This window comes from Streptomyces sp. NPDC050418 (genome assembly GCF_044458745.1).
GTDB lineage: Bacteria > Actinomycetota > Actinomycetes > Streptomycetales > Streptomycetaceae > Streptomyces.
On sequence record NZ_JBITIG010000004.1, the window covers coordinates 467,555 to 489,562 of the forward strand.

A 22,008-nucleotide genomic window follows, 5' to 3' on the forward strand; every position below is an offset into this window, starting at 1 on the left:
TCACCGCCAGGGAGTCAGCAGGCACCGCCCCACCAGGCCGACCCCCGCGTCCATCCGCTCCGTGAACTCCTCGGCGAGATCCGGCAGTTCCCGCAGACTCCACAGGACCCGCGCCGCCGACCACGCCGCGTCCCGTGCGCGTTCCAGGCTCCAGGTGCCGAGCAGATGCGTGAGCGGGTCGGCCACCTGCAGCAGATCGGGGCCCGGCATCAGCTCTTCGCGGATGCGTTCCTCCAGCGTCCCGAGGATCTCGCCGACGCGGTCGAACTCGTCCTCGATGGACCGTGGAGCGCAGTCGAGACTACGACAGGTGTCCACGACGGCCAGTGCAAGATCGTGTCCGATGTGCGCATTGATGCCCGCGAGCGCGAACTGCAGCGGTCGTACGTCACGATGCCCCCGGTACTGGAACAGCGGCCGCCAGCACGCGGGCGGACGGCCACCCTCCGCGACCAGCTCCACGACGTCCAGATAGCGCTCGGCGAACCGGGCGCCGAGCGTCTGCGCGGCGATGACGTCGGGAAAGCCGCCCGCGCCGATCTCGCGCCCGATTTCCTCGGTGACCCTCAGATAGACCCGGTTGAAGACCGCGACCCCGTCCGTCTGCGGCCACCGCGCGTCCCAGGCGCGCATCCGCGCGGCCACGGCGGTGACGTGGGTGGTGTCTGCTGTGATCTGACCGGTCTGCGCCATGCACGCAGCGTCCCAGTCATAGGCTGCTGTCGGGCCCGACGGGCCGCGAGCTTCGCCGGATCGGGGGAACGGGGTGCGCGGGAGGGCCTCGGAACAGGCGCAGGAACGTATGGGGGGATCAGCGACGTGCAGGGCGTACGCGCACAGCGGCGGGCCGAACGCGCCGAGCGCAGAAAGGCAAAACTGCGGAACGTGATGGCCGCAGGGGCCTCGGTGGTCGTGGTGATCGGCACGGTCAGCGGGGTGCTCGCGGCCGCGGACGGCGGGGGAGCGTCGGACGAGTCGAAGCCTCAGGAGACCCGGGCGCCCAAGCTGGAGCCGCTGCCGGCCGTCCCCACGCCCTCGCCGTCGGCGAGCGCCTCGAAATCACCGAAGGCATCCAAGTCGCCCTCGAAGAAGCCCAGTTCGAAGGCGCCGGCGAGGAAGCCGAAGTCGGCCTCGTCCAACCGGCTCTATCTGCACGGTGACTCGCAGGTGCTCGACTGGGTGCGGGCCAACCGCTCGGACCCGCGCCGCCCGCAGATAGAGGCGCAGATAGCCGACCGTCCGGCCGCCGTCTGGTTCGCCGACTACAGCCCCGACACGATCACCTCGCGGGTGCGGGCTGTGACCGCGGGCGGCTCGGCCCGCGGCCAGGTGCCCACGGTGGTGGCGTACGCGATCCCGGACCGCGACTGCGGCGGGCACTCGCAGGGCGGTGCGCCCGATCTCGGGGCGTACGACGCGTGGGTGGAGAAGTTCGCGGCGGGGCTCGGCTCGTCCGAGGTGATCGTGATCCTCGAACCCGACTCGCTGGCCCAGTTCGACTGCCTCAGCGCGGACCAGCGCGCCGCCCGCTTCGCTTCGCTCGCCCGCGCGGGCCGGACGCTCAAGGCCGCCAACCCCAACGCGCGGGTCTACTACGACGGCGGTCACTCGGGCTGGAACTCCGCGGCCAAGCAGGCCGGCGCGCTCCGCCAGGCGGGCGCCGCGTCCTCCGCCTCGTCGGACGGCATCTTCACCAACGTGTCCAACTTCCACCGCACCGAGGACGAGGTCACGTTCGCGCAGTCCGTCCTGAGCGCGATGGGCGGCTCGTCCGGGCTCGGCGCGGTCATCGACACCAGCCGCAACGGCAACGGGCCGCCGGCCGACGGCGAGTGGTGCGATCCGGCGGGCCGCAAGCTCGGCCGCCCGCCGACGCTCTCGACGGGGCAGTCCAGGATCGACGCGTACCTCTGGATCAAGCTGCCGGGCGAGTCCGACGGCTGCAAGGGCAAGCCCGGCACGTTCACGCCGAGTTACGCGTACGACCTGGTGACCGGTGGCTGAGCGGCGGCTGAGCGGTGGCTGACCGGAGCGGTGACGGGCGGCTGAGGTGAGCCGCCCGTCCGCCGGTCAGAGCTGCTTGCGCGGCCGGTCGGCCGGCTCGCCGCTCTCGTCGCCGTAGCGCGAGGTGCCCTCGTCGAGCAGCGGCTCGCGGCTCTCCTTCATATGGGCCGGGGCGAAGGCCCGCAGGACGTGGTAGCCGGTGATGACGACGAGCGTGCCGAGCGCGATGCCGTTGAGCTCGAAGTTGTCGGTGAACTTCAGGCTGACCCCGCCGGTGCCGATGATGATGCCCGCCGCGGCCGGCACCAGGTTCAGCGGATTGCGCAGATCCACCCGGGCGTTGATCCAGATCTGCGCGCCGAGCAGACCGATCATGCCGTAGAGGATCACGGTGATGCCGCCGAGCACGCCGCCCGGGATGGCCGCGACGATCGCGCCGACCTTGGGGCAGAGGCCGAAGAGCAGGGCGAAGAAGGCGGCGGCCCAGTAGGCGGCCGTCGAGTAGACGCGGGTGGCCGCCATGACCCCGATGTTCTCGGCGTACGTGGTGTTCGGCGGGCCGCCGACCGCGGTGGAGAGCATCGACGCGGCGCCGTCCGCGGAGATCGCCGTGCCGAGCTTGTCGTCGAGGTCGTCGCCGGTCATCTCGCCGACGGCCTTCACATGCCCGGCGTTCTCGGCGATCAGCGCGATGACGACCGGCAGCGCGACGAGGATCGCCGACCACTCGAAGGACGGCCCGTGGAAGTCGGGCAGCCCGATCCAGTCCGCCTTGCCGACCGCCGACAGGTCGAGCCGCCAGTGGTCGGTGGCCTCGCCGCCCCCGACCACCGAGTTGATCTTCCCGAAGACGTTGTCGAAGAGCCAGGAGATGCCGTAGCCGAAGACGAGCCCCAGGAAGATCGCGACACGGGCCCAGAAACCGCGCAGGCACACGACGGCCAAACCGGTGAACAGCATGGTCAGCAGGGCGACCCACTGATCCTGCGGCCAGTACGTGGAGGCGGTCACCGGCGCCAGGTTGAAGCCGATCAGCATGACGACCGCGCCGGTCACCACCGGCGGCATCGCGGCGTGGATGATCCGCGCGCCGAAGCGCTGCACGGCGAGGCCGACCAGGAACAGCACGGCGCCCACCACGAGCACCGCACCGGTCACCGTCGCGCTGTCACCGCCCTGCGCCCGGATGACGGCCGCAACGCCCACGAACGAGAGCGAACAGCCCAGGTAGCTGGGCACCTTGCCCCGCGTGGCGAGCAGGAAGATGACCGTCGCGACACCCGACATCATGATCGCGAGGTTGGGGTCCAGGCCCATCAGGACCGGAGCGACGAACGAGGCGCCGAACATCGCGACGACGTGCTGCGCACCCAAGCCGAAGGTGCGCGGCCAGGAGAGCCGCTCGTCGGGGCGGACCACCGCGCCGGGCGCCGGGGTCTTCCCGTCGCCGTGCACGCTCCAGCGGACGCCGAGGTTCATGGTGGGGATCGCTTTCTCTCCGGCCTGCGGGGTCTGCTCCCCGTCATGATCGCCGCAATGGTAGGGCCGGGCGCGCGGCGTGCTCGAGGCGGAGGGTCCTTGATCCGGCCGCCGAAAGCCCTCTATTTATCAGGCAACGTTCCTGATAGTTTTACGCCCCGACAGGCAGGGCGCGGATTTCGGGAGGGGACCCATGAGTGAAGTGGCCACGGGGAAACGGGAGTTGAAGCGGGCGCGGTTCGCCGTCGCGGCCGTGTTCTGTGTGCACGGCGCCGTCACCGGCTCCTTCGCCACCCGGATCCCCTGGATCCAGGAGCACGCGGACGTCAGCGCCGGACAGCTCGGCCTCGCCCTCGCGTTCCCGGCGCTCGGCGCCTCGGTCGCGATGCCGCTCGCCGCGGCCATCAGCCACCGCTTCGGCTCGCGCCCCGCGCTGCGGGTCCTGCTCGCGATGTGGACGCTGTCGCTGATCCTGCCGTCGCTCGCCCCCAACCTCATGACGCTCGGCGCGGCGCTCTTCGTGTACGGGGCGACCTCCGGCATGTCCGACGTCGTGATGAACGCGAACGGACTCGAGGTCGAGAACCGGCTCGACCGCTCGATCATGTCCGGTCTGCACGGCATGTGGAGCGCCGGCGCCCTGATCGGCTCGGCGGGCGGCACCTTGGCCGCGCACCTCGGCGCCGACGCCCGGATCCACCATCTGCTCGCCGCGGGCGTCCTGACCGCCGTCGGACTGTTCGCCGTGCAGTCCGTGCTCGACGTACAGAGCGCCCCGGAGGAGGACCCGCCGCCGCGGTTCGCGCTGCCGCCCAAGTCCGCGCTGCTCATCGGCGCGGTGGGCTTCTGCGCGGTGTTCGCCGAGGGCGCCAGCCTCGACTGGTCCGCGGTCTACCTCAAGGACGAGCTGGAGACCTCCGCCGGCCTCGCCGCCGCCTGCACCACCGCCTTCGCCCTGACGATGGCCGTCGCCCGGATCGCCGGCGACAAGGTCGTGGACCGCTTCGGGCCCGTGCGCACCGTGCGCTCCGGCGGTGTACTCGCCACCGCGGGCGGCCTGTTGGTGGTCCTCGCCGACCATCCGGCCGTCGCCATGACCGGCTTCGGACTCATGGGCCTCGGCATAGCGGTCGTCGTCCCGCTCGCCTTCGCCGCCGCGGGACGCAGCGGCCCCAACCCCAGCCAGGCCATCGCGGGCGTCGCCACCATCACGTACACCTCGGGTCTGATCGCCCCCTCGGCGATCGGCGCGGTCGCCGACGCCACCTCGCTGATGGTCTCGTTCAGCCTGGTCACGGTGCTCGCCGTCGGTCTGATCCTGTTCGCCGGGGTGCTGCGCACCGCGGGCCGCGACCAGGTGACGGCCCGCGGCGCGGTCGCCGAGGCCAAGGCCGCACCGGGGCCGCTCGCCTGACCCGAGCACCCACGCCGGACCCGCTCAGCGATCTGGAAGGATCCCCGCCATGGCCGCCTCTCCCCGTACCGCCCGCGCGATCAACGACCGGCTCGCGCTGCGGCTTCTGCAGCAGCAGGGTCCGCTGACGGCCGCGCAGCTCAAGGAGCTCACGGGTCTGTCCCGGCCGACGGTCGCCGACCTCGTCGAGCGGCTGCAGGGCTCCGGTCTGATCGGCGTGGTCGGGGAGGCGGGCGCGCAGCGGCGGGGACCCAACGCGAAGGTGTACGGGATCGTCGCCGACCGCGCGTTCCTGGCGGCCCTCGACGTGCGGATGGCCGGGGTCTCGGTGGTCGTCGCCGATCTCCTCGGCGTCGTACGGGCCGAGGCCTCGCTGCCCATCGACGAGAGCGACGGCACCCGGATCGCCGTCGAGCGGGCCGTCGCCCTGCTCGACAAGACGGCGAAGGACGCCGGGGCGGGGGAGTTGCACAGTGTCGGGATCGGCGCGCCCGGCCTGATCGACCCGGCCAGCGGCGAACTCCGCGACAGCAGCGGTCTGCCCGCCTGGCACCGGAGCCTGGTGGCGGCCCTGCAGCGGGAACTTCCCGCGACGGTGCTCGTCGAGAACGAGACAAACCTCGCCGCGGTCGCCGAACAGCACGCGGGCGGTGCCCGTGACCACGACACGTTCGTGCTGATCTGGCTCAGCCACGGAGTCGGCGCCGCCGTCGTCCTCGACGGACGGCTGCGGCGCGGCGTCTCCGGCGGCGCGGGCGAGCTGGGCTTCCTGCCGGTGCCGGGCACGGTGGGCCTGCCGTCCGCGGTGGACTGCGGCGGCGGCTTCCACTCGCTGGCCTGCTCGGCCGCGCTCGTCGAACTCGGCGCGCAGCACGGCCTGTCCGCCCCCGACGACGCCGCGGGTCCGGCCGGCGCGGCGGTCGTGGCGGACGCCGTGGCCGAGGGTGCGGACGCCTTCCTCGACGCACTCGCCGACCGGCTCGCCCTCGCGGCCGCCGCCACCGCCGCCGTACTCGACCCCGGCTGTGTGGTCCTCGGCGGCGAGATCGGCTGCGCGGGCGGCCCGGACCTCGCCCGCCGCGTCGAGGAACGCGTGGCAGCGCTCTCGCCGCTGCGAACAAAGGTCCGCGCGGGCGAGCTCGGCGGCGGCGCGGTCCTGCGCGGCGCACTGCTCGCAGCGCAGGAGGCGGCTCAGGACGCGCTGTTCCCGTCGGAGCGCTGAATCACCTGGCTTCGGCGCACCCCGGCCGAAGAGGGCGGGCTACCCGCCCTTCGCCACATGCAGCGTCAGATACTCGTCGAACGTCCCCTTGCCCACGGCCCGTTCGGGTGCCAGATGCCCACCCTGGACGAAGCCCTGATACGTCTTGCCGGCCAGCGGAATCTCGATGATCCGCCGCTGCTTGCCGACCGCGGCCAGATACTTCTCGGCCAGCTCCCGCAGCGTCAGGACCTCGGGCCCGCCCATGTCGTCGACCCGCCCCAGCGGATCGCCCTGCGCCAGCTCCGCGAGCCGCGCGGCCACCTCCTCGACGGCGATCGGCTGGGTGCGCGCGTCCTTCGGGATCACAAGCACCGGCGGCTTCGCCAGCGCCGAGAGCACCTTCACCACGAGGTCGTGGAACTGCGTGGCCCGCAATGTCGTCCAGCCGAGCCCCGACTCCTCGATCAGCCGCTCGACCTCGTACTTCGCCTGGTAGTAGCCGAGCGGTACGACGTCCACGCCGACGATCGAGATATAGACAAGATGCCTGACCTGCGCCTTCTTCGCGGCGGCGATCAGATTCCGGGCCGCCGTCACATCGGCGCCCGTCTTCTGCGCCGTCGCACAGTGCACCACCACCTCCGCCCCGGACAGAGCCTGGCCCAGGCCCGCTCCGGTCTGCAGATCGGCCGCCCACCAGTCGGAGCGCCGGCTCATCGCCCGTACGTCGTGTCCGGCGTCCCGCAGCAGCTGCGTGAGCGGAGTGCCGAGCGTGCCGGTCGCTCCGGTCACGAGGATCGTGCTCATCGCGCCCTCCTCGGGGCTCGTCGTGCCCCCTTGGAATGGAATTCGGGTGGAATTCCGGTACGGGGGCCGAGTTCCCAGCCTCGCAGAGGCGTCACATTTTGGCCCGGGCAGCCGCGGGACAAACGCAAACCCCTTGTGAGCCAGCCCACAGCCGTTCGCCCGTATGGCCGTCGATCAGGCGTGGCACACTGGCCGTGTACCAGCAGCAGCGCACTCCGGGGTCGGTGTAATTCCGAACCGGCGGTTACAGTCCGCGACCCGGTCACCTCCAGTGACCGGTTGACCAGGTGAAATTCCTGGACCGACGGTGAAAGTCCGGATGGGAGGCAGTGCGCGGCGGGCAGGCACGTGTATTCGTGTACGCCGCCGAAGGTGGGCCCTGTCGTCACAGGACCACCGTCATCCGGCGTCCCCGAAGTGTCCTCGCCCGTGAACTCTGTCGTCATCGACAGGCCCCGGAGTCCGTGCCCTATGAGGCAGGAGGACCCGGTGGCCCCCACCGCAGCCGAAGCAGACGCGATGCGTCGCGCCGTCGCGCTCGCCGCGCGCGGACTCGGCTCCACCAGCCCCAACCCCGTCGTCGGCTGCGTCGTCCTCGACGCCCACGGCACGGTCGTCGGCGAGGGCTTCCACGAGCGGGCCGGCGGCCCGCACGCCGAGGTGCACGCCCTGCGCGCCGCAGGGGACAAGGCCCGCGGCGGCACCGCCCTGGTCACCCTCGAACCCTGCAACCACACGGGCCGCACCGGCCCCTGCGCCCAGGCCCTGATCGAGGCCGGGATCGCCCGCGTCGTCTACGCGGTGAGCGACCCCGACCCCACCGCGACGGGTGGCGCTGCCACCCTTCGTACGGCCGGAATCGACGTCGAGCACGGACTGCTCGAGGACGAGGCACGCGCCGGGAACATCGCCTGGCTCACCTCCGTCAACACCGGACGCCCGTACGTCACTTGGAAGTACGCCGCCACCCTCGACGGCCGGATCGCCGCCGCCGACGGCAGCAGCCGCTGGATCTCCTCGGCGGAGTCCCGCGCCGACGTGCACCGGCTGCGCGCCGAGTGCGACGCGGTCGTGGTCGGCTCCGGCACGATGCGCGCCGACGACCCGCACCTCGCCGTCCGCGGCATCGAAGGCGCCGTACAGCCGCTGCGGGTCGCCGTCGACACCGAGGCAGCCGCCGTGAAGCCCGGCGCCCGGATCCTCGACGACACGGCCCCGACGCTGATCGCCGTCGCCGAGGACGCCACCACCGACCTGGCCGGCGTCGTACGACTGCCGCGCGGCGCAAGCGGGTTGGACATCCCGGCGCTGCTGGCAGCGCTCCACACCCGAGGCGTCCGCTCCGTCCTCCTCGAAGGCGGACCGACGCTCGCCGGTGCCTTCGTGGCCGCCGGCGCCGTCGACCGCGTCATCGGCTACCTCGCCCCCGTCCTGCTCGGCGCCGGCCCCGCCGCGCTCGCCGACGCAGGAATCACCACCATCACCGACGCGTTGCGCCTCGACGTGACCGAGACCGTGCGCATCGGCCCCGACCTCCGCATCACCGCCACGCCGCGCCCGAAGGAGTCCTGAGCATGTTCACCGGAATCGTCGAAGAACTGGGTGAGATCACCGCCGTCGAGCAGCTCGGCGACTCGTGCCGGTTCCGCGTGCGCGGCAAAGTCGTCACCGAAGGCGCAGGTCACGGCGACTCCATCGCCGTCAACGGGGTGTGCCTGACCGTCGTCGAATTCGGTGACGACTGGTTCACCGCCGACGTGATGGAGGAGACCCTCAAGCGCTCCAGCCTGGGCGCGCTCGCCGAGGGCTCCCGCGTGAACCTGGAGCGCCCGACCGCCGTCGGCGCCCGGCTCGGCGGCCACATCGTGCAGGGCCACGTCGACGGAACCGGCACGATCCTGGACCGTACGCCGTCCGAGAACTGGGAGATCGTCAAGGTCTCGCTCCCGGCCGAACTCTCGCGCTACGTGGTCGAGAAGGGCTCCATCACCGTCGACGGCGTCAGCCTCACCGTGGTCGAGGCCGCCGACGACTACTTCACGATCAGCCTCATCCCGACGACCCTCGCCCTCACCACGCTCGGCCTCAAGCAGGCCGGCGACCCGGTGAACCTCGAAGTGGACGTCATCGCCAAGTACGTCGAGCGTCTGCTCGGCGACCGTACCGCCGCCGCGGACCGGAACACCTCGGGGGAATCCAAGTGAGCTCCATGCTGAACTGGCTGAACGCGGAGGCCTTCACGGCCTTCGACCAGCACATCAAGTGGTCCGACATGATCGGCAACATCATCGGTCTGGCCGCGCTCGCACTCGGCTGGAAGCGCTCGATCTGGACCTGGCCCGCCCAGTTCGTCTCGGGCCTGATCCTCTTCGCCGCGTTCGCCGTCGGCCATCTGTCCGGCAGCGCCGGCAAGCAGGTCGTGGTGATGGTCGTCGCCGCGATGGGCTGGCTCGCCTGGACCCGCGGCCGCAAGAACGCGCAGGACGGCTCCATAGCCGTCCGCTTCGCGACCTGGAAGGAGCGCGGCCTCATGGTCGCGGCCGCGGCTGCGGGCACCGTCGCCGTCGCGCTGCTCTTCAAGGCCTTCCCGCACCTGTCCTGGGACCCGTGGCCCGACGCGTACATCTTCGTCGGCACCATCGTCGCGATGTACGCCCAGGCCCGCGGCATGGTCGAGTTCTGGTTCGCCTGGCTGCTCGTCGACCTCGTGGGCGTCCCGCTGAACTTCGCCAACGGTTACGCCTTCTCCGGATTCGTCTACGTCATCTACGGCGCGCTCGTCCTGTGGGGCATGCGCGACTGGTGGCTGCGCTCGCGCGCCACCGCCCCGGCCCTGGAAGGAGCCCCGGCATGAGCACAGCGCCCGTCAGCTACATCCCCGGTGACGCCGAGGACCTGAGCCTCGACCCGGTCGAGCAGGCCATCGCCGACATCGCCGCAGGACGCCCGGTCGTCGTCGTGGACGACGAGGACCGCGAGAACGAGGGCGACCTCGTCATCGCCGCCGAGAAGGCCACGCCCGAGATCATCGCGTTCATGATGAGCGAGTGCCGCGGCCTCATCTGCGCTCCCATGGAGGGCGACGAGCTGGACCGGCTGCAGCTGCCGCAGATGGTCGCCGACAACACCGAGTCGATGAAGACCGCCTTCACCGTCTCCGTCGACGCCTCCGGTGCCCACGGCGTCACCACCGGCATCTCCGCCTGGGACCGCGCCACGACCCTGCGCCTCCTGGCGAGCGGCACCACCGAGGCTTCCGACTTCGTGCGCCCCGGCCACATCTTCCCGCTGCGCGCCCGCGAAGGCGGCGTGCTCGTGCGCAACGGCCACACCGAGGCCGCCGTCGACCTGGCCCGCCTCGCGGGCCTGCGCCCGGCCGGTGCGATCGTCGAGATCGCCGGCGAGGACGGCGCGATGCTGCGCCTGCCCGAGCTGGTCCCGTTCGCGCGCAAGCACGGCCTCACGATCATCTCGATCGAGGACCTCATCGCGTACCGCAAGAGCTCCGAGCCGACCGTCCGGCGCGAGGCCGAGGTCCAGCTGCCCACGCAGCACGGCGAGTTCACCGCGTACGGCTACCGCTCCACCGTGGACGGCGTCGAGCATGTCGCGCTGGTGCACGGCGAGATCGGCGACGGCGAGGACGTCCTGGTCCGTATGCACTCCGAGTGCCTCACCGGCGATGTCTTCCACTCCCTGCGCTGCGACTGCGGCCCCCAGCTGGAGGCCGCCATGGACCGCGTCCAGGCCGCGGGCCGGGGCGTCATCGTCTATCTGCGCGGCCACGAGGGCCGCGGCATCGGCCTCCTGTCCAAGCTGCGCGCGTACGAGCTCCAGGAGCGCGGCCGCGACACCCTGGACGCCAACCTGGAACTGGGCCTGCCCGCCGACGCCCGCGACTACGGGGCCGGCGCGCAGATCCTCACCGACCTCGGTGTGCGCAGCGTCCGCCTCATGACCAACAACCCCGAGAAGTCCGACGCACTCACCCGGCACGGCATCGCCATCAGCGGCCGAGAGGTCCTGCCCCTGCCCGCCGGCGAGCACAACCTGCGCTATCTGCGCACCAAGCGCGACCGCATGGGGCACGACCTGCCCTGGCTCGACGCGCAGTAGACGACCCACCGACCCGTACAGACATTTGCGACACGAGGAGAAGAGCACGTGAGCGGCAAGGGCGCACCCGAACTCAGCGTGAAGAACTGCGGCGACCTGCGGGTCGCGGTGATCGCGGCACAGTGGCACGAGAAGGTCATGGACGGACTCGTCGACGGCGCCCTGCGCGCCCTGCACGAGCTGGGCATCGACGAGCCGACCGTCCTGCGCGTCCCCGGCAGCTTCGAGCTGCCCGTCGTCGCCAAGGTCCTCGCGGGCCGCGGCTACGACGCGATCGTCGCGCTCGGCGTCGTCATCCGCGGCGGCACCCCGCACTTCGAGTACGTCTGCCAGGGCGTGACCCTGGGTCTCACCCAGGTCTCCGTGGAGACCGGCGTCCCGGTCGGCTTCGGCGTCCTGACCTGCGACACCGAGGAGCAGGCCCTGGACCGCGCCGGTATCGAGGGCTCCAACGAGGACAAGGGCCACGAAGCGGTCATCGCCGCCGTCGCCACCGCGACCACGCTGCGTACCGTCTCGGAGCCCTGGCGTTAGGACGGGACGGGGAGCGGCGTAGAGTAGGGCCATCATGTCCAAGAAGACGTTCGAGGAGCTCTTCACCGAGCTCCAGCACAAGGCCGCCAACGGCGACCCCGCCACCTCCCGTACCGCCGAGCTGGTGGACAAGGGTGTGCATGCCATCGGCAAGAAGGTCGTCGAAGAGGCCGCCGAAGTCTGGATGGCCGCCGAGTACGAGGGCAAGGAAGCCGCCGCCGAGGAGATCTCGCAGCTGCTGTACCACGTCCAGGTGATGATGGTCGCCCGCGGCATCACGCTCGACGACGTGTACGCCCATCTCTGACGTACGCCGCCACCCCACTCCGTATCAACTTCTACGCAAGGAAGCCGACCTCATGCTGCGCATCGCCGTCCCCAACAAGGGTTCACTGTCCGGACCTGCGTCGGCGATGCTCCATGAGGCCGGCTACTCCCAGCGCAAGGAGTCCAAGGAACTCGTCCACGTCGACCCGGACAACGAGGTGGAGTTCTTCTACCTCCGACCCAAGGACATCGCGATCTACGTCGCGCAGGGCCGGCTCGACATCGGCATCACCGGCGAGGACCTCCTGATCGACTCCGGCGCGAGCGCCGAGACGATCCTGCCGCTCGGCTTCGCGCGCTCCACGTTCCGCTTCGCCGCCAAGCCCGGCGCGGTGGCGAGCGTCGAGGACCTCGCGGGCCGCACGATCGCCACCTCGTACGAGGGCATCGTCGGCAAGCACCTCGCCGAGCAGGGCGTCGACGCCTCCGTCGTACACCTCGACGGCGCCGTCGAGACCGCCATCGAGCTGGGCGTCGCCGACGCCATCGCCGATGTCGTCGAGACCGGCACCTCGCTGCGCAATGCGGGCCTGGAGGTCTTCGGCGACCCGATCATGAAGTCCGAGGCCGTGGTCATCCGGCGGGCCGGCGCGGACGGCGAGGACCCCAAGGTCCAGCAGTTCCTGCGCCGTCTGCAGGGCGTGCTCGTCGCCCGGACCTACGTGATGATGGACTACGACTGCCGCGCCGAGCACCTGGACGCCGCCGTCGCCCTCACGCCCGGCCTCGAGGGCCCGACCATCTCGCCGCTGCACAGCGAGGGCTGGGTCGCGGTCCGTGCGATGGTCCTCGCCAAGGAGGCCCAGCGCATCATGGACGACCTGTACGCGCTCGGCGCCCGCGCCATCCTCACCACGGCCATCCACGCCTGCCGGCTCTGAACCATGGCCGACGTCGAACTCCCCTCGCTGCCGGTCACGTTCCGGCCCACCCGCACCCGTGCCGTCCTGCTGACCATCGGGGTCGCGATGTTCGCCGTGATCACGGCGATCGCCCTGATGCTGAACACGCTCGGCACCGGTGAGCGGATGTCGTTCATCCTCACCGCCGCGCTGCTCTTCGGCGGTCTGATCCTGCTGTCCCGGCCGAAGGTCGTGGCCGACGACTCCGGGGTCACCGTGATCAACCTGACCAGCCGGCGTCGGCTCGCCTGGGCGGAGATCCTCCAGGTCAACCTGCGTCCCGGCGACCCCTGGGTGTTCCTCAACCTCAGCGACGGCACCAGCCTCCCGGCCCTCGGCATCCAGCCGGGCATCGGCAAGCGGCAGGCCATCCGCGACGCGGGCACGCTGCGGGCGCTCGCCGAGGCACACGGCACGGGCACCGACGGCAACTGAACGCCCGCACCGTTCCCCTGCCGGGCGACAACCGGCGGGGGAGCACTGCCGGAGCACCCCCTGCCGTGATTAATCTGGTGGCAGCGGCGCCGTGCGCGCCCGTCCCCGCGCCGGGGGCCCCTGCGAACCGAGGAGTGACTCCCTCCGCCGATGGACGGATCGTCCGGTAGTACCTGCGCCGCCCCCTCCCGACATAGGTCCGCGACCGGACCCGGGGAGCAGGCGGCATGATCATCCCCCTTCTGCTGCTCGCCGCGGCGTTCCTGCTCATCCTCGCCAACGGGTTCTTCGTCGCTGCCGAGTTCGGCCTCGTCACCGTCGAGCGCGCGGACGCCGAGCGCGCCGCGGACTCCGGTGACCGCAAGGCCCGCCGGGTCGTCTCGGCGCTGCGGGAGCTTTCCTTCCAGCTCTCGGGCACCCAGCTCGGCATCACCATCACCTCCCTCGTCGTCGGCATGCTGGCCGAGCCCGCGCTCGCGCATCTGCTCGCCGGACCCTTCACCGCGACCGGGATACCATCCGGGGCGGTCCCCGGTGTCTCCGTCGCGGTGGGCATGCTGCTCGCGTCCGCCGTGCAGATGGTGATCGGTGAACTGGTCCCGAAGAACTGGGCCGTGTCGCGCCCGCTCCAGGTCGCCCGTTTCGTGGCCGGGCCGCAGGGAGCGTTCGCCCGGCTGCTGCGCCCGGTGATCGCCGCGCTGAACGCGGTGGCCAACCGGCTCGTCCGCTCCTTCGGCGTCGAGCCCGCCGACGAGCTGGCCTCGGCCCGTACCCCCGACGAACTGATGTCGCTCGCGCAGCACTCCGCGCAGACCGGCGCGCTCGAAGCGGACACCGCGGACCTGTTCGTGCGCACGCTCTCCCTCGGCGAGCTCACCGCGCAGCACGTGATGACGCCCCGCGTGAAGGTGAACGCGCTGCAGTCCTCCGCGACCGCCGCCGACGTCCTCAACCTCACGCGCGCCACGGGCCTGTCCCGTTTTCCCGTCTACCGCGAGCGCATCGACGAAATCATCGGCATGGTCCACCTCAAGGACGCCCTGGCCGTACGGGTCCAGGAACGCGGCCGCACTCCGGTCGGCCGGATCGCGCTGCCGCCGCTCCTCGTGCCCGAGACGCTGCCCGTGCGGAGTCTGCTGCAGCAGCTGCGCCGCGAGCAGCCGATCGCCGTGGTCGTCGACGAGTACGGGGGGACGGCCGGAGTGGTCACCCTTGAGGACATCGTCGAGGAACTCGTGGGCGAGGTACGCGACGAGCACGACAACGACGTCACCCCGGAGCTCGCCACCGCCCCTGCCGAGGACGGCAGGCCCGCCTGGGACGCGGACGGCAGCTGCCGGGTCGACGTCCTGCTGCGGATAGGGCTGCAGGTCCCCGAGGGCCCGTACGAGACGGTCGCCGGACTCGTCGCAGATCTGCTCGGCCGGATCCCCGCACCGGGCGACCGTGCCGAACTCCCGGGCTGGCGCCTGTCGGTACGACAGGTCGGCCACAACCGTGCCGAGCGCGTACGTCTCGTACGGACCGCGTCGCGGCCCCTGGAGGCCGCCCGATGAGCGTGCTGCATCTGCTCTTCGCCCTCCTCCTGGTCCTCGGCAACGGCTTCTTCGTCGGCGCCGAGTTCGCCCTCGTCTCCGTACGCCGCAGTCAGATCGAGCCGTACGCGAAGGACTCGGCGCGGGCCCGCCGGGTCCTGTACGGCCTGGAGAACCTGCCGCAGATGATGGCCGCGGCCCAATTCGGCATCACCATCTGCTCGTTGACGCTCGGCGCGGTCGCCGAGCCGACCGTGGCGCACCTGCTGGAACCCGTCTTCCACTGGCTGCACGTCCCGGACGGTCTGATCCACCCGCTCGGATACGTCATCGCGCTCGCCGCGGTCGTCGTCCTGCACCTCGTGATCGGCGAGATGCTGCCGAAGAACCTGGCGATGGCGGCCCCGGAGAAAACGGCGCTGTGGCTGAGCCCCGCGCTCGTCGCCTTCGCCCGCCTCTGCCGTCCCGTCACGGCGGCCTTCGGCGCGTGCGCGCGGGCCGTGCTCCGGCTGTTCGGGGTCGAGCCCAAGGACGAGGTCGAGGCGGCCTTCACCAGTGTGGAGCTGGGCCGTCTCGTCGAGGACGCGGGCCAGGCCGGGCTCCTGGAGCCCGAGGAGCAGGAAATCCTCGGCGATGCCTTGGAGCTGGGCAGCCGCGCGGTCTCCGACGTGCTCCTGGACCCGGCCGAACTCGTCACGGTCGCCCCCACCGTCACACCACGCCGGATCGAGGAACTCGCCGTCCGCACCGGCTACTCCCGCTTCCCGGTCTGCGCGGACGGCGGCGCGTTCATGGGCTACGTCCACGTCAAGGACGTCCTGGACGTCGAGGCCCCGGAACGCGCCGTCCCCCAGGAAATCTGGCGCCCCCTGGCAACCCTGCACGCCGAACTCCCGTTGGACGACGCCCTGACGGTCATGCAACGCGCGGCAGCCCACCTGGCGAAGGTCGCGGATTCATCGGGCCGTGTCCTGGGCCTGGTGGCACTGGAGGACGTCCTGGAACTCCTGGTCGGAGAGGTACGGGACCCGGCGCACCGGGTGATACCGGTCCAGTCGGCGCGGGAGACGGTCAGTCCGGCCGTCGCGTGAGTGGCTCCGGACGGAGTCCGCGTGTGCGGGCCGGGGGTGATGCCCCCGGCTCCCGCAGGCTCACGCGCCGGCCGTGTCCCCGGGCCCCCGCCCCGACAGCACTTCCCCGTAGGCCTGCATCAGGTCCGGCAGCCGGAGCGTTGCCAGGTCCTCGACCGAGGGTTCGCCCGGGTAGCCCGACAGGCGCAGATCACGGTAGGCGCAGCTCTTCTCGTAGAGCGTGCGCAGGAAGCGGCCGTTGCCGAGTTCGTCGATCCAGCCCTGGTCGACCACGTGCCCGGCGATCGACCGCAGTTCGTCGAGGGACTCCGCGTCCCACTGGTCGCCGTTCTCCGCGGCGAGGACCTCGCCGATCGAGGTGAGTTCCAGCGGGCGGTACGAGGGGAAGTCCACGCGCGTCGTGAAGCGTGACGAGAGCCCCGGGTTCGCGGCGAGCAGACGGTCCATGCCCTCGGGGTAGCCCGCGAGGATCACCACCAGGTGGTCGCGGTTGTCCTCGGCCCGCTTCAGGAGCACCTGCAGTGCCTCGTCCCCGTACGCGTCGCCCTTGCTGTACCCGGAGTTGGACAGCGCGTACGCCTCGTCGACGAACAGCACTCCGCCGAGCGCCGAGTCGATCAGCTCGTTCGCCTTCACGGCCGTCTGGCCGAGGAACTCGCCGACGAGATCGGCCCGTTGGGCCTCCACGAGATGGTCGCCGCCGAGCAGCCCGAGCGCGTAGAAGACCCGCCCGAGGATCCGGGCGACGGTGGTCTTGCCGGTGCCGGACGGCCCCGAGAACACGAAGTGCCGCTTCGGCGGCTGCACCGGCAGCCCCTTGTCGGCCCGCAGCCGCGCCATCCGCAGCTGCGCGGACAACGCCTTGACCTGCCGCTTCACCGGTTCGAGCCCGACCATCCGCTCCAGCTCGGCGAGTGCCTCCTGGAGCAGCGCAGGATCCGCCGGACCGGTCGGCAGCGGCGGTCCCGCCTGCGCGGGTATCAACGCCTTCTCCCGTACGGCATCGGCCTCGGGCGGCTGGCCCCCGCCGGGCGGGTCGGGGTCGACCTTGAGGTCGCCACCCTCGGTCCCGTACGCCGTGTCATAGCCGTCGGGGTAGTCCCCGGCGTCGCCGCCCCCCAGGGTCATGGCGGCGAAGTCCCCGCCGTCGTCCATCCCGTCGATGCCGTCGTAGTCGGCGATGGCGGCCAGCCGCGCCGAGGTGTCCATGAACGCCGGATCCACCCGGTGCACCGCCCGGTACAGGGGCAGCGCGGCGGCGCTGCGCCCGGTGCCCTCGTGAGCGCGCGCCAGCCAGTAGCGCAGCTCCTTGCGCTGCGGCTGCTCGCTGCGGCAGCGCATCAGGGCCGCGGCGAGCAGTGGCTCGGCCTGCCCGTACATCTCCAGGCGCACCCGGGCCATGCCGCCGAACAGACCCGCCTCGATCCCGAGCGCATGGTCGTCGATCAACGGGTCGGTGTGCCGGACGAGTTGCTCCCAGTCCTTGACCAGGTACGAGCGGCACGCGTGCAGAAAGCGCACCTGCGCGTCGGCGTCGACCGGCGGCAGCCCGGCGAGCGCACGGTCGAGATCGGGGACGTGCCGCCCGTCGAGCCAGTGCGAGGCATGGGCGAGCAGCAGATCGCGGGTGCTCTCGAGGACGGGCTGGACCCACCAGCCCAGCCAGTACCAGGAGTTGAGCGTGCGGCGGTGACGGGTGCGCTGCTCGCCGAAACGGTCGCGGTGGCGGTACATCCGCAATAACGCGGTGGTCGTGTCCACCCGCAGCGCGTGCAGCCCCAGCCAGCCGTCGGCCATCCCCGGGTCGAGCCGGACCGCCGTCCTGAACTCCTCCTCGGCCTGCGGATACGCGCCCATGGTGTAGGCGTCGACGCCGCGCAGCCAGGCGAGGTCGGCCGGAGCCGATGCACCTTGCGTGCCGAAGTCCATCACGTCCCCCACAAACCCTGCCCCCGTTGGTGCGCCGCCGGGCAGCTGCCCGCCGGCGTCCTTCGCCGAACCGCCGTGCTGGTACCGGGAGTTGACGTGGTGGCGAGCAGCCGGGCGGGCCCGGAGATCGCACCGTGAGGCATCGTACCTGCGCCTCGGGCATCGGCCGTAGGGTGCCGCGCGAGTCGCCGGGAGCACGGCGGGAAGCACAGGGGGAGCACGGGCGGGGCCCCAACTGGTCACCGTGGGTGACCGGTTGAAGGCGAGGCGCACACGCGAAAGGGACAAAGGGCAGAACGAAGCCCCCGATCACGGGGGAACAACCGGGGGCTTCGCGTCTGAGGGCGACCGGCTCGCGGTCGCATATTGAGAACGTAAGTCCTGTACGACCCCTCGGTCAAGCCGAGTTGGGGGAGTCGGCCCGGCCGTTTCCGGGCCGCTCGGGACCCCGGTAGCGCGTCATCACGCTGGGTGACGGCACAGGGTCAAGCTGCACCCGACTTGAGCCCCGGCAGCACCTCGTACCCCTCTGGAACCTGCCGTACCAAGACATCGGCGAAGGGTCGCGAGGGGTCCTCCGTGAAGTGCCGTTCCTCCGCCGGCTCCCACTGCTCCCAGAACTCCTCCTGCACCGCACCGTCGCGCGCCCGCCCCCGCCGCCACGCCGTGCCGGCGGGCAGCTCCATCCACAACAGGCGCGCCAGCCAAGGGCGCAGCGCCCGCCGCCCGGCGCCGACGCCCTCGACCAGGACGACGGGGGCGGGCCGCAGCACCGGCCCGGGCCGGTGGACGCGCTCGTTCCAGTCGTACACGGCCGGGCGCGCGGCCTCGCCTGCCGAGAGCGGTGCGAGGACCTCGCGCGTGAAGCGGCCGGTCCAGTCGAAGAGCTCGGCATGGCTGCGGACGTCGTCGAGCCCGAGCACCGGCGCACCTGCGAGCTCGGCCGCGAGCCGGCGCGCGAAGGTCGACTTCCCGGAGCCCGCGTGCCCGTCGATTCCGACCAGCCGCACGGGCCCGCACGACGGGGGCAGTGCCCGCAGCGCGGCGGCCAGCGCGGGCAGCACGTCGTGCGGGTCAGGGGCGGGTGCGAGGGAGTCGTTCATCGCGCCCAGCGTACGGCCGGTGCGGCGGCCGAACGGCGGCGTCGCAGGTCACGCCAGGGGGTCACGCCAGTGGTCCAGGCCAATATTGGTCGCGCGACGCGGGTCGAAACCCTGGCAGAAGGGGTCCGCGACCGTCCATAGTGGGCGGCTGTCGGCCCTTGTGAAAGGACGGATTCCGCCCCCGCACGGCATCCCGTCCCGCCCGTTTCTACCCGTGTCGTTCTGGACCAGGAGCCCCTCATGAACTCCCCGCACAGGACCTCCCGCAGAACCGTCCTCGCCGCCGCCGTGGCCGCCGCCACCGCGGCCGCCGTCGGCCCGGCCTCCCCGGCGGCCGCCTCCGCGCCCCGTCGCCCCGTGCCGCAGGGGCGTCTCGTGGACAACCACTTCTGGACCTCGTACGCCGACTGGCTCGGCGGCACCGCCGACGGCACCCGCCCCGTCCCGGGCCTGCGCCCCGGCCTCGCCCTGTCCCGTCCGGCCGGGGTGCGCGAGTACACCGACCCGCACACCGGCACCACGGCGAACTGGGAATACGCGACCTGGACCAGCCGCGAGCACCGGCTCGCCGTCCCCGCCACCGAGGCCATCGCGTCCTGGAACGCGGACACCCCGGCGGGGACCTGGATCGAGATCGAGCTCCAAGGCACGTACTCCGACGGAACGGCCACGCCCTGGTACGTGATGGGCCGCTGGGCCGCCGGCGACGAGGACATCCGGCGCACCTCCGTCGACGACCAGAGCGACGGCAAGAGCTCCATCTGGACCGACACCTTCGCCATCGACGACCCGGCGACGGGCCTGCGCCTCACCGCGTACCGGCTCCGTCTGACGCTGCTGCGCAAGCCCGGCAGCGGTGCGACGCCCACCGTGTGGCGGGCCGGGGCGATGGGCTCCGACGTGCCCGACCGCTTCGAGGTGCCCGCCTCGGCGCCGGGCCTCGCGAAGGAGCTGGCGGTTCCGCGGTACTCGCAGAACACGCATGTCGGCCAGTACCCCGAGTACGACAACGGCGGCGAGGCCTGGTGCAGCCCGACCTCCTCGACGATGATCATCGAGTACTGGGGCCGCGGCCCGACCCCCGAGGACCTGGCCTGGGTGAACCCCGAGTTCGACGACCCGCAGGTCTGCCACGCGGCCCGCTTCACCTACGACTACCAGTACGAGGGCTGCGGCAACTGGCCGTTCAACGCCGCCTACGCGGCCTCGTACGAGAATCTGCAGGGCGTCGTCACCCGGCTCGGCTCGCTCACCGAGCTGGAGAGCCTGATCGCGGCCGGTATCCCGGCCATAACGTCCCAGTCGTTCCTCAAGGAGGAGCTCACGGGCGCGGGCTACGGCACCTCGGGCCACCTGATGACCGTCATCGGCTTCACCGCGGACGGCGACGTGATCGCCAACGACCCGGCCTCGCCGAGCAACGAGGCGGTCCGGCGGGTCTACAAGCGGCGTGAGTGGGAGAACATCTGGCTCCGCACTAAGCGCTACAACTCCACCGGCAAGGTCGTCTCCGGCACGGGCGGAGTCTGTTACCTCTACTGGCCCGCCAGGCCGACGCCGCGTCAGCGCCGCGCGCTGCGGGCGCTGGGCCTGCGGTGAGCGTGCGCGGCGCGGCGGCCGTCCCGGCGGCGTGACGGCCGCGCGCCCGGCCGTCCTTGTACGCGGGAGGCTCGACCCCCCTGGCGCGGTCCCACGGCTTGCGTGGAGGATCGGGGCATGGCATTCCGCCGCTTGCACCGCGGCAGCCGCGTGAGGGGGACCGGGTGGGATTGGTGATCGAGAGCCGGCCGTCGGAGCTGCCGTACATCGAGCGGGTGTGGCGCAGCCGCAGCGACGACGTGGGCCGGATGATGTCGGTCGCCACCTCGCACTGGGAACTCGTGTTCTGGGAGCACCAGGGCGCGATGCAGGCCGCGGTGCTGGGGCCGGAGACGAAGGCGTCCCACGCACCGGTCCCCGGCGACGCGGACTTCTTCGGGATCAGCTTCGCGCTGGGGACGTCGATGCCGCACCTCCCGGTCAGCCGCCTGGTCGGCGGCAATGCGGAGATCCCCGACGTGACGCGGCGTTCCGTGTGGCTGAAGGGGTCCGCCTGGCACGTTCCCGACTACGACAACGCCGAGGCGTTCGTGCGCCGGATGGTGCGCGAGGACATCGTGGACACGGACCACGTCGTGCCCGCGGTGCTCGGCGGAGCCGCCCCGGACGTCACCGACCGCACCCTCCAGCGACGGTTCGTCGCGGCGACCGGCCAGACCCAGGGCGCCATCCGGCAGATCCACCGCGCCCGCCAGGCGGCGGTGCTGATCCAGGAGGGGGTGTCCTCCCAGGAGGTCGTGCACCGGCTCGGATACTTCGACCAGCCGCACCTGGCACGGTCCTTGAAGCGGTACGTGGGGCGCACCGCCACGCAGTTGAGCGCGCCGGACCCCCAGGAGCCGCTGTCGCTTCTGTACAAGCCAGGCCCCATGGGGCCTGCCTAGGGTTCCTGTTGTGGCCGAAGGGGATGGCCCGCCCCGGCCGGGGCGGGCGCCGGGCCCCCGGATTCAACATGGAGGAATCATGCGCAAGCTTGTCTCGGGTCTGTTCGTCTCGCTCGACGGTGTCGCCCAGTCGCCCGACCAGTGGCAGTTCGCCTTCGACAAGGAGATGGGCGCGTCACTGGCCGGAACGCTGGAGTCGGCGGACACGATTCTGCTGGGCGGCGTGACGTTCACCGAGTGGGCCGGATACTGGCCGACGGTGACCGAAGGCGAGGACGCCGGCTTCGCGAAATGGATCAACGAGTCGCCCAAGTACGTCGTCTCCTCGACCCTGGACAGCGTCGACGGCTGGGCGAACAGCACCCTGATCAAGGGCGACCTCGTGACCGCGGTCAACGAGCTCAAGGCGGGTGAGGGCAAGGACATCACCGTCGCGGGCAGCCCGACGCTGGTCCGTTCCCTGCTGGAACTGGATCTGCTGGACGAGCTCGTGCTGCTCATTCACCCGGTGGTCGCCGGTGAGGGGCGCAAGAAGCTGTTCACGGACGACTTCCCGCTGAAGAAGCTCGACCTTGTCAGCGCCCGGCCGACCAGCAGCGGCGTGATCATCGCGACCTACCGCCCGGCACGCTGACCGGCGCAGGA

Annotated in this window: 21 protein-coding genes and 1 riboswitch; of the genes, 16 read left to right on the forward strand and 5 right to left on the reverse strand. The window is 71.6% G+C overall.

Translation table 11 applies throughout. The features are described 5' to 3' along the window. Positions 1-693 carry a DUF5995 family protein gene (locus ACIBI4_RS12410; protein WP_399203675.1) on the reverse strand — a complete coding sequence of 231 codons (693 nt, stop codon included), beginning with the start codon at positions 691-693 and terminating at the stop codon, positions 1-3. A gap of 195 nt (positions 694-888) precedes the next feature. Here ACIBI4_RS12410 and ACIBI4_RS12415 point away from each other — a divergent pair, with 195 nt between their 5' ends. Beyond that, positions 889-2,004 carry a glycoside hydrolase family 6 protein gene (locus ACIBI4_RS12415; RefSeq protein WP_399203786.1) on the forward strand — a complete coding sequence of 372 codons (1,116 nt, stop codon included), beginning with the start codon at positions 889-891 and terminating at the stop codon, positions 2,002-2,004. 66 nt (positions 2,005-2,070) lie between these two features. Here the strand turns inward: ACIBI4_RS12415 and ACIBI4_RS12420 are convergent, their stop codons facing one another. Continuing rightward, positions 2,071-3,483, reverse strand: coding sequence for a uracil-xanthine permease family protein (locus ACIBI4_RS12420; RefSeq protein ID WP_399203676.1), 1,413 nt, complete (start codon positions 3,481-3,483; stop codon positions 2,071-2,073). A 193-nt stretch (positions 3,484-3,676) separates the two neighbouring features. Between ACIBI4_RS12420 and ACIBI4_RS12425 the strand changes: the two genes are divergently transcribed. Together ACIBI4_RS12425 and ACIBI4_RS12430 are read left to right on the forward strand one after the other, a co-directional pair. Continuing rightward, complete coding sequence (locus ACIBI4_RS12425) at positions 3,677-4,897, forward strand: MFS transporter (RefSeq protein ID WP_399203677.1); 1,221 nt, start codon at positions 3,677-3,679, stop codon at positions 4,895-4,897. Positions 4,898-4,946: 49 nt separating this feature from the next. Next, positions 4,947-6,119 (forward strand): ROK family transcriptional regulator, encoded by a 1,173-nt coding sequence (locus ACIBI4_RS12430; RefSeq protein ID WP_399203679.1) that lies wholly within the window; start codon positions 4,947-4,949, stop codon positions 6,117-6,119. Between the two features lie 39 nt (positions 6,120-6,158). Here ACIBI4_RS12430 and ACIBI4_RS12435 read toward each other — a convergent pair whose 3' ends face one another. Continuing rightward, positions 6,159-6,908: an SDR family oxidoreductase gene (locus tag ACIBI4_RS12435; RefSeq protein WP_399203681.1), complete on the reverse strand. Its 750-nt coding sequence runs from the start codon at positions 6,906-6,908 to the stop codon at positions 6,159-6,161. A 206-nt stretch (positions 6,909-7,114) separates the two neighbouring features. Beyond that, positions 7,115-7,245, forward strand: a riboswitch (FMN riboswitch). A 134-nt stretch (positions 7,246-7,379) separates the two neighbouring features. Here ACIBI4_RS12435 and ribD point away from each other — a divergent pair. The 10 genes from ribD (at position 7,380) to ACIBI4_RS12485 (ending at position 15,848) form a co-directional block, all read left to right on the forward strand. Next, positions 7,380-8,480 carry a bifunctional diaminohydroxyphosphoribosylaminopyrimidine deaminase/5-amino-6-(5-phosphoribosylamino)uracil reductase RibD gene (ribD, locus tag ACIBI4_RS12440; protein ID WP_399203682.1) on the forward strand — a complete coding sequence of 367 codons (1,101 nt, stop codon included), beginning with the start codon at positions 7,380-7,382 and terminating at the stop codon, positions 8,478-8,480. Positions 8,481-8,482: 2 nt separating this feature from the next. After that, positions 8,483-9,112 carry a riboflavin synthase gene (locus ACIBI4_RS12445; protein WP_399203683.1) on the forward strand — a complete coding sequence of 210 codons (630 nt, stop codon included), beginning with the start codon at positions 8,483-8,485 and terminating at the stop codon, positions 9,110-9,112. A gap of 8 nt (positions 9,113-9,120) precedes the next feature. Next, the gene (locus ACIBI4_RS12450; RefSeq protein WP_399203788.1) at positions 9,121-9,762 is read left to right on the forward strand and encodes a nicotinamide riboside transporter PnuC; all 642 of its coding nucleotides are present in this window, start codon (positions 9,121-9,123) and stop codon (positions 9,760-9,762) included. Continuing rightward, entirely contained in the window at positions 9,759-11,024 is a 1,266-nt protein-coding gene (locus tag ACIBI4_RS12455; protein ID WP_399203685.1) for a bifunctional 3,4-dihydroxy-2-butanone-4-phosphate synthase/GTP cyclohydrolase II, read from the forward strand. Before ACIBI4_RS12450 ends, ACIBI4_RS12455 begins: the two co-directional genes overlap by 4 nt. A gap of 48 nt (positions 11,025-11,072) precedes the next feature. Beyond that, positions 11,073-11,558, forward strand: a complete 486-nt coding sequence (gene ribH / locus ACIBI4_RS12460; RefSeq protein ID WP_399203686.1) for a 6,7-dimethyl-8-ribityllumazine synthase — start codon at positions 11,073-11,075, stop codon at positions 11,556-11,558. Between the two features lie 34 nt (positions 11,559-11,592). Further along, positions 11,593-11,865: a phosphoribosyl-ATP diphosphatase gene (locus ACIBI4_RS12465; RefSeq protein WP_399203687.1), complete on the forward strand. Its 273-nt coding sequence runs from the start codon at positions 11,593-11,595 to the stop codon at positions 11,863-11,865. 52 nt (positions 11,866-11,917) lie between these two features. After that, a complete protein-coding gene (gene hisG, locus ACIBI4_RS12470; RefSeq protein WP_399203688.1) occupies positions 11,918-12,766 on the forward strand; it encodes an ATP phosphoribosyltransferase in 849 nt (282 codons plus the stop codon). Between the two features lie 3 nt (positions 12,767-12,769). After that, a complete protein-coding gene (locus ACIBI4_RS12475) occupies positions 12,770-13,222 on the forward strand; it encodes a PH domain-containing protein (RefSeq protein WP_399203689.1) in 453 nt (150 codons plus the stop codon). Between the two features lie 227 nt (positions 13,223-13,449). After that, on the forward strand, positions 13,450-14,778 hold the full coding sequence (locus tag ACIBI4_RS12480) for a hemolysin family protein (protein ID WP_399203690.1): 1,329 nt from the start codon (positions 13,450-13,452) through the stop codon (positions 14,776-14,778). Further along, positions 14,775-15,848 carry a hemolysin family protein gene (locus ACIBI4_RS12485; RefSeq protein WP_399203691.1) on the forward strand — a complete coding sequence of 358 codons (1,074 nt, stop codon included), beginning with the start codon at positions 14,775-14,777 and terminating at the stop codon, positions 15,846-15,848. The genes ACIBI4_RS12480 and ACIBI4_RS12485 overlap by 4 nt, the downstream gene beginning before the upstream one ends. Before the next feature lie 60 nt (positions 15,849-15,908). Here ACIBI4_RS12485 and ACIBI4_RS12490 read toward each other — a convergent pair whose 3' ends face one another. After that, positions 15,909-17,777 (reverse strand): AAA family ATPase, encoded by a 1,869-nt coding sequence (locus ACIBI4_RS12490; RefSeq protein WP_399203692.1) that lies wholly within the window; start codon positions 17,775-17,777, stop codon positions 15,909-15,911. Between the two features lie 485 nt (positions 17,778-18,262). Next, a complete protein-coding gene (locus ACIBI4_RS12495) occupies positions 18,263-18,880 on the reverse strand; it encodes a uridine kinase (protein ID WP_399203693.1) in 618 nt (205 codons plus the stop codon). 240 nt (positions 18,881-19,120) lie between these two features. Between ACIBI4_RS12495 and ACIBI4_RS12500 the strand changes: the two genes are divergently transcribed. The 3 genes from ACIBI4_RS12500 (at position 19,121) to ACIBI4_RS12510 (ending at position 21,997) form a co-directional block, all read left to right on the forward strand. Beyond that, positions 19,121-20,479: a peptidase C39 family protein gene (locus tag ACIBI4_RS12500; protein ID WP_399203694.1), complete on the forward strand. Its 1,359-nt coding sequence runs from the start codon at positions 19,121-19,123 to the stop codon at positions 20,477-20,479. A gap of 173 nt (positions 20,480-20,652) precedes the next feature. Further along, positions 20,653-21,363 carry a helix-turn-helix domain-containing protein gene (locus ACIBI4_RS12505; protein ID WP_399203695.1) on the forward strand — a complete coding sequence of 237 codons (711 nt, stop codon included), beginning with the start codon at positions 20,653-20,655 and terminating at the stop codon, positions 21,361-21,363. A gap of 79 nt (positions 21,364-21,442) precedes the next feature. Further along, entirely contained in the window at positions 21,443-21,997 is a 555-nt protein-coding gene (locus ACIBI4_RS12510; protein ID WP_399203696.1) for a dihydrofolate reductase family protein, read from the forward strand. Positions 21,998-22,008 lie beyond the last annotated feature (11 nt).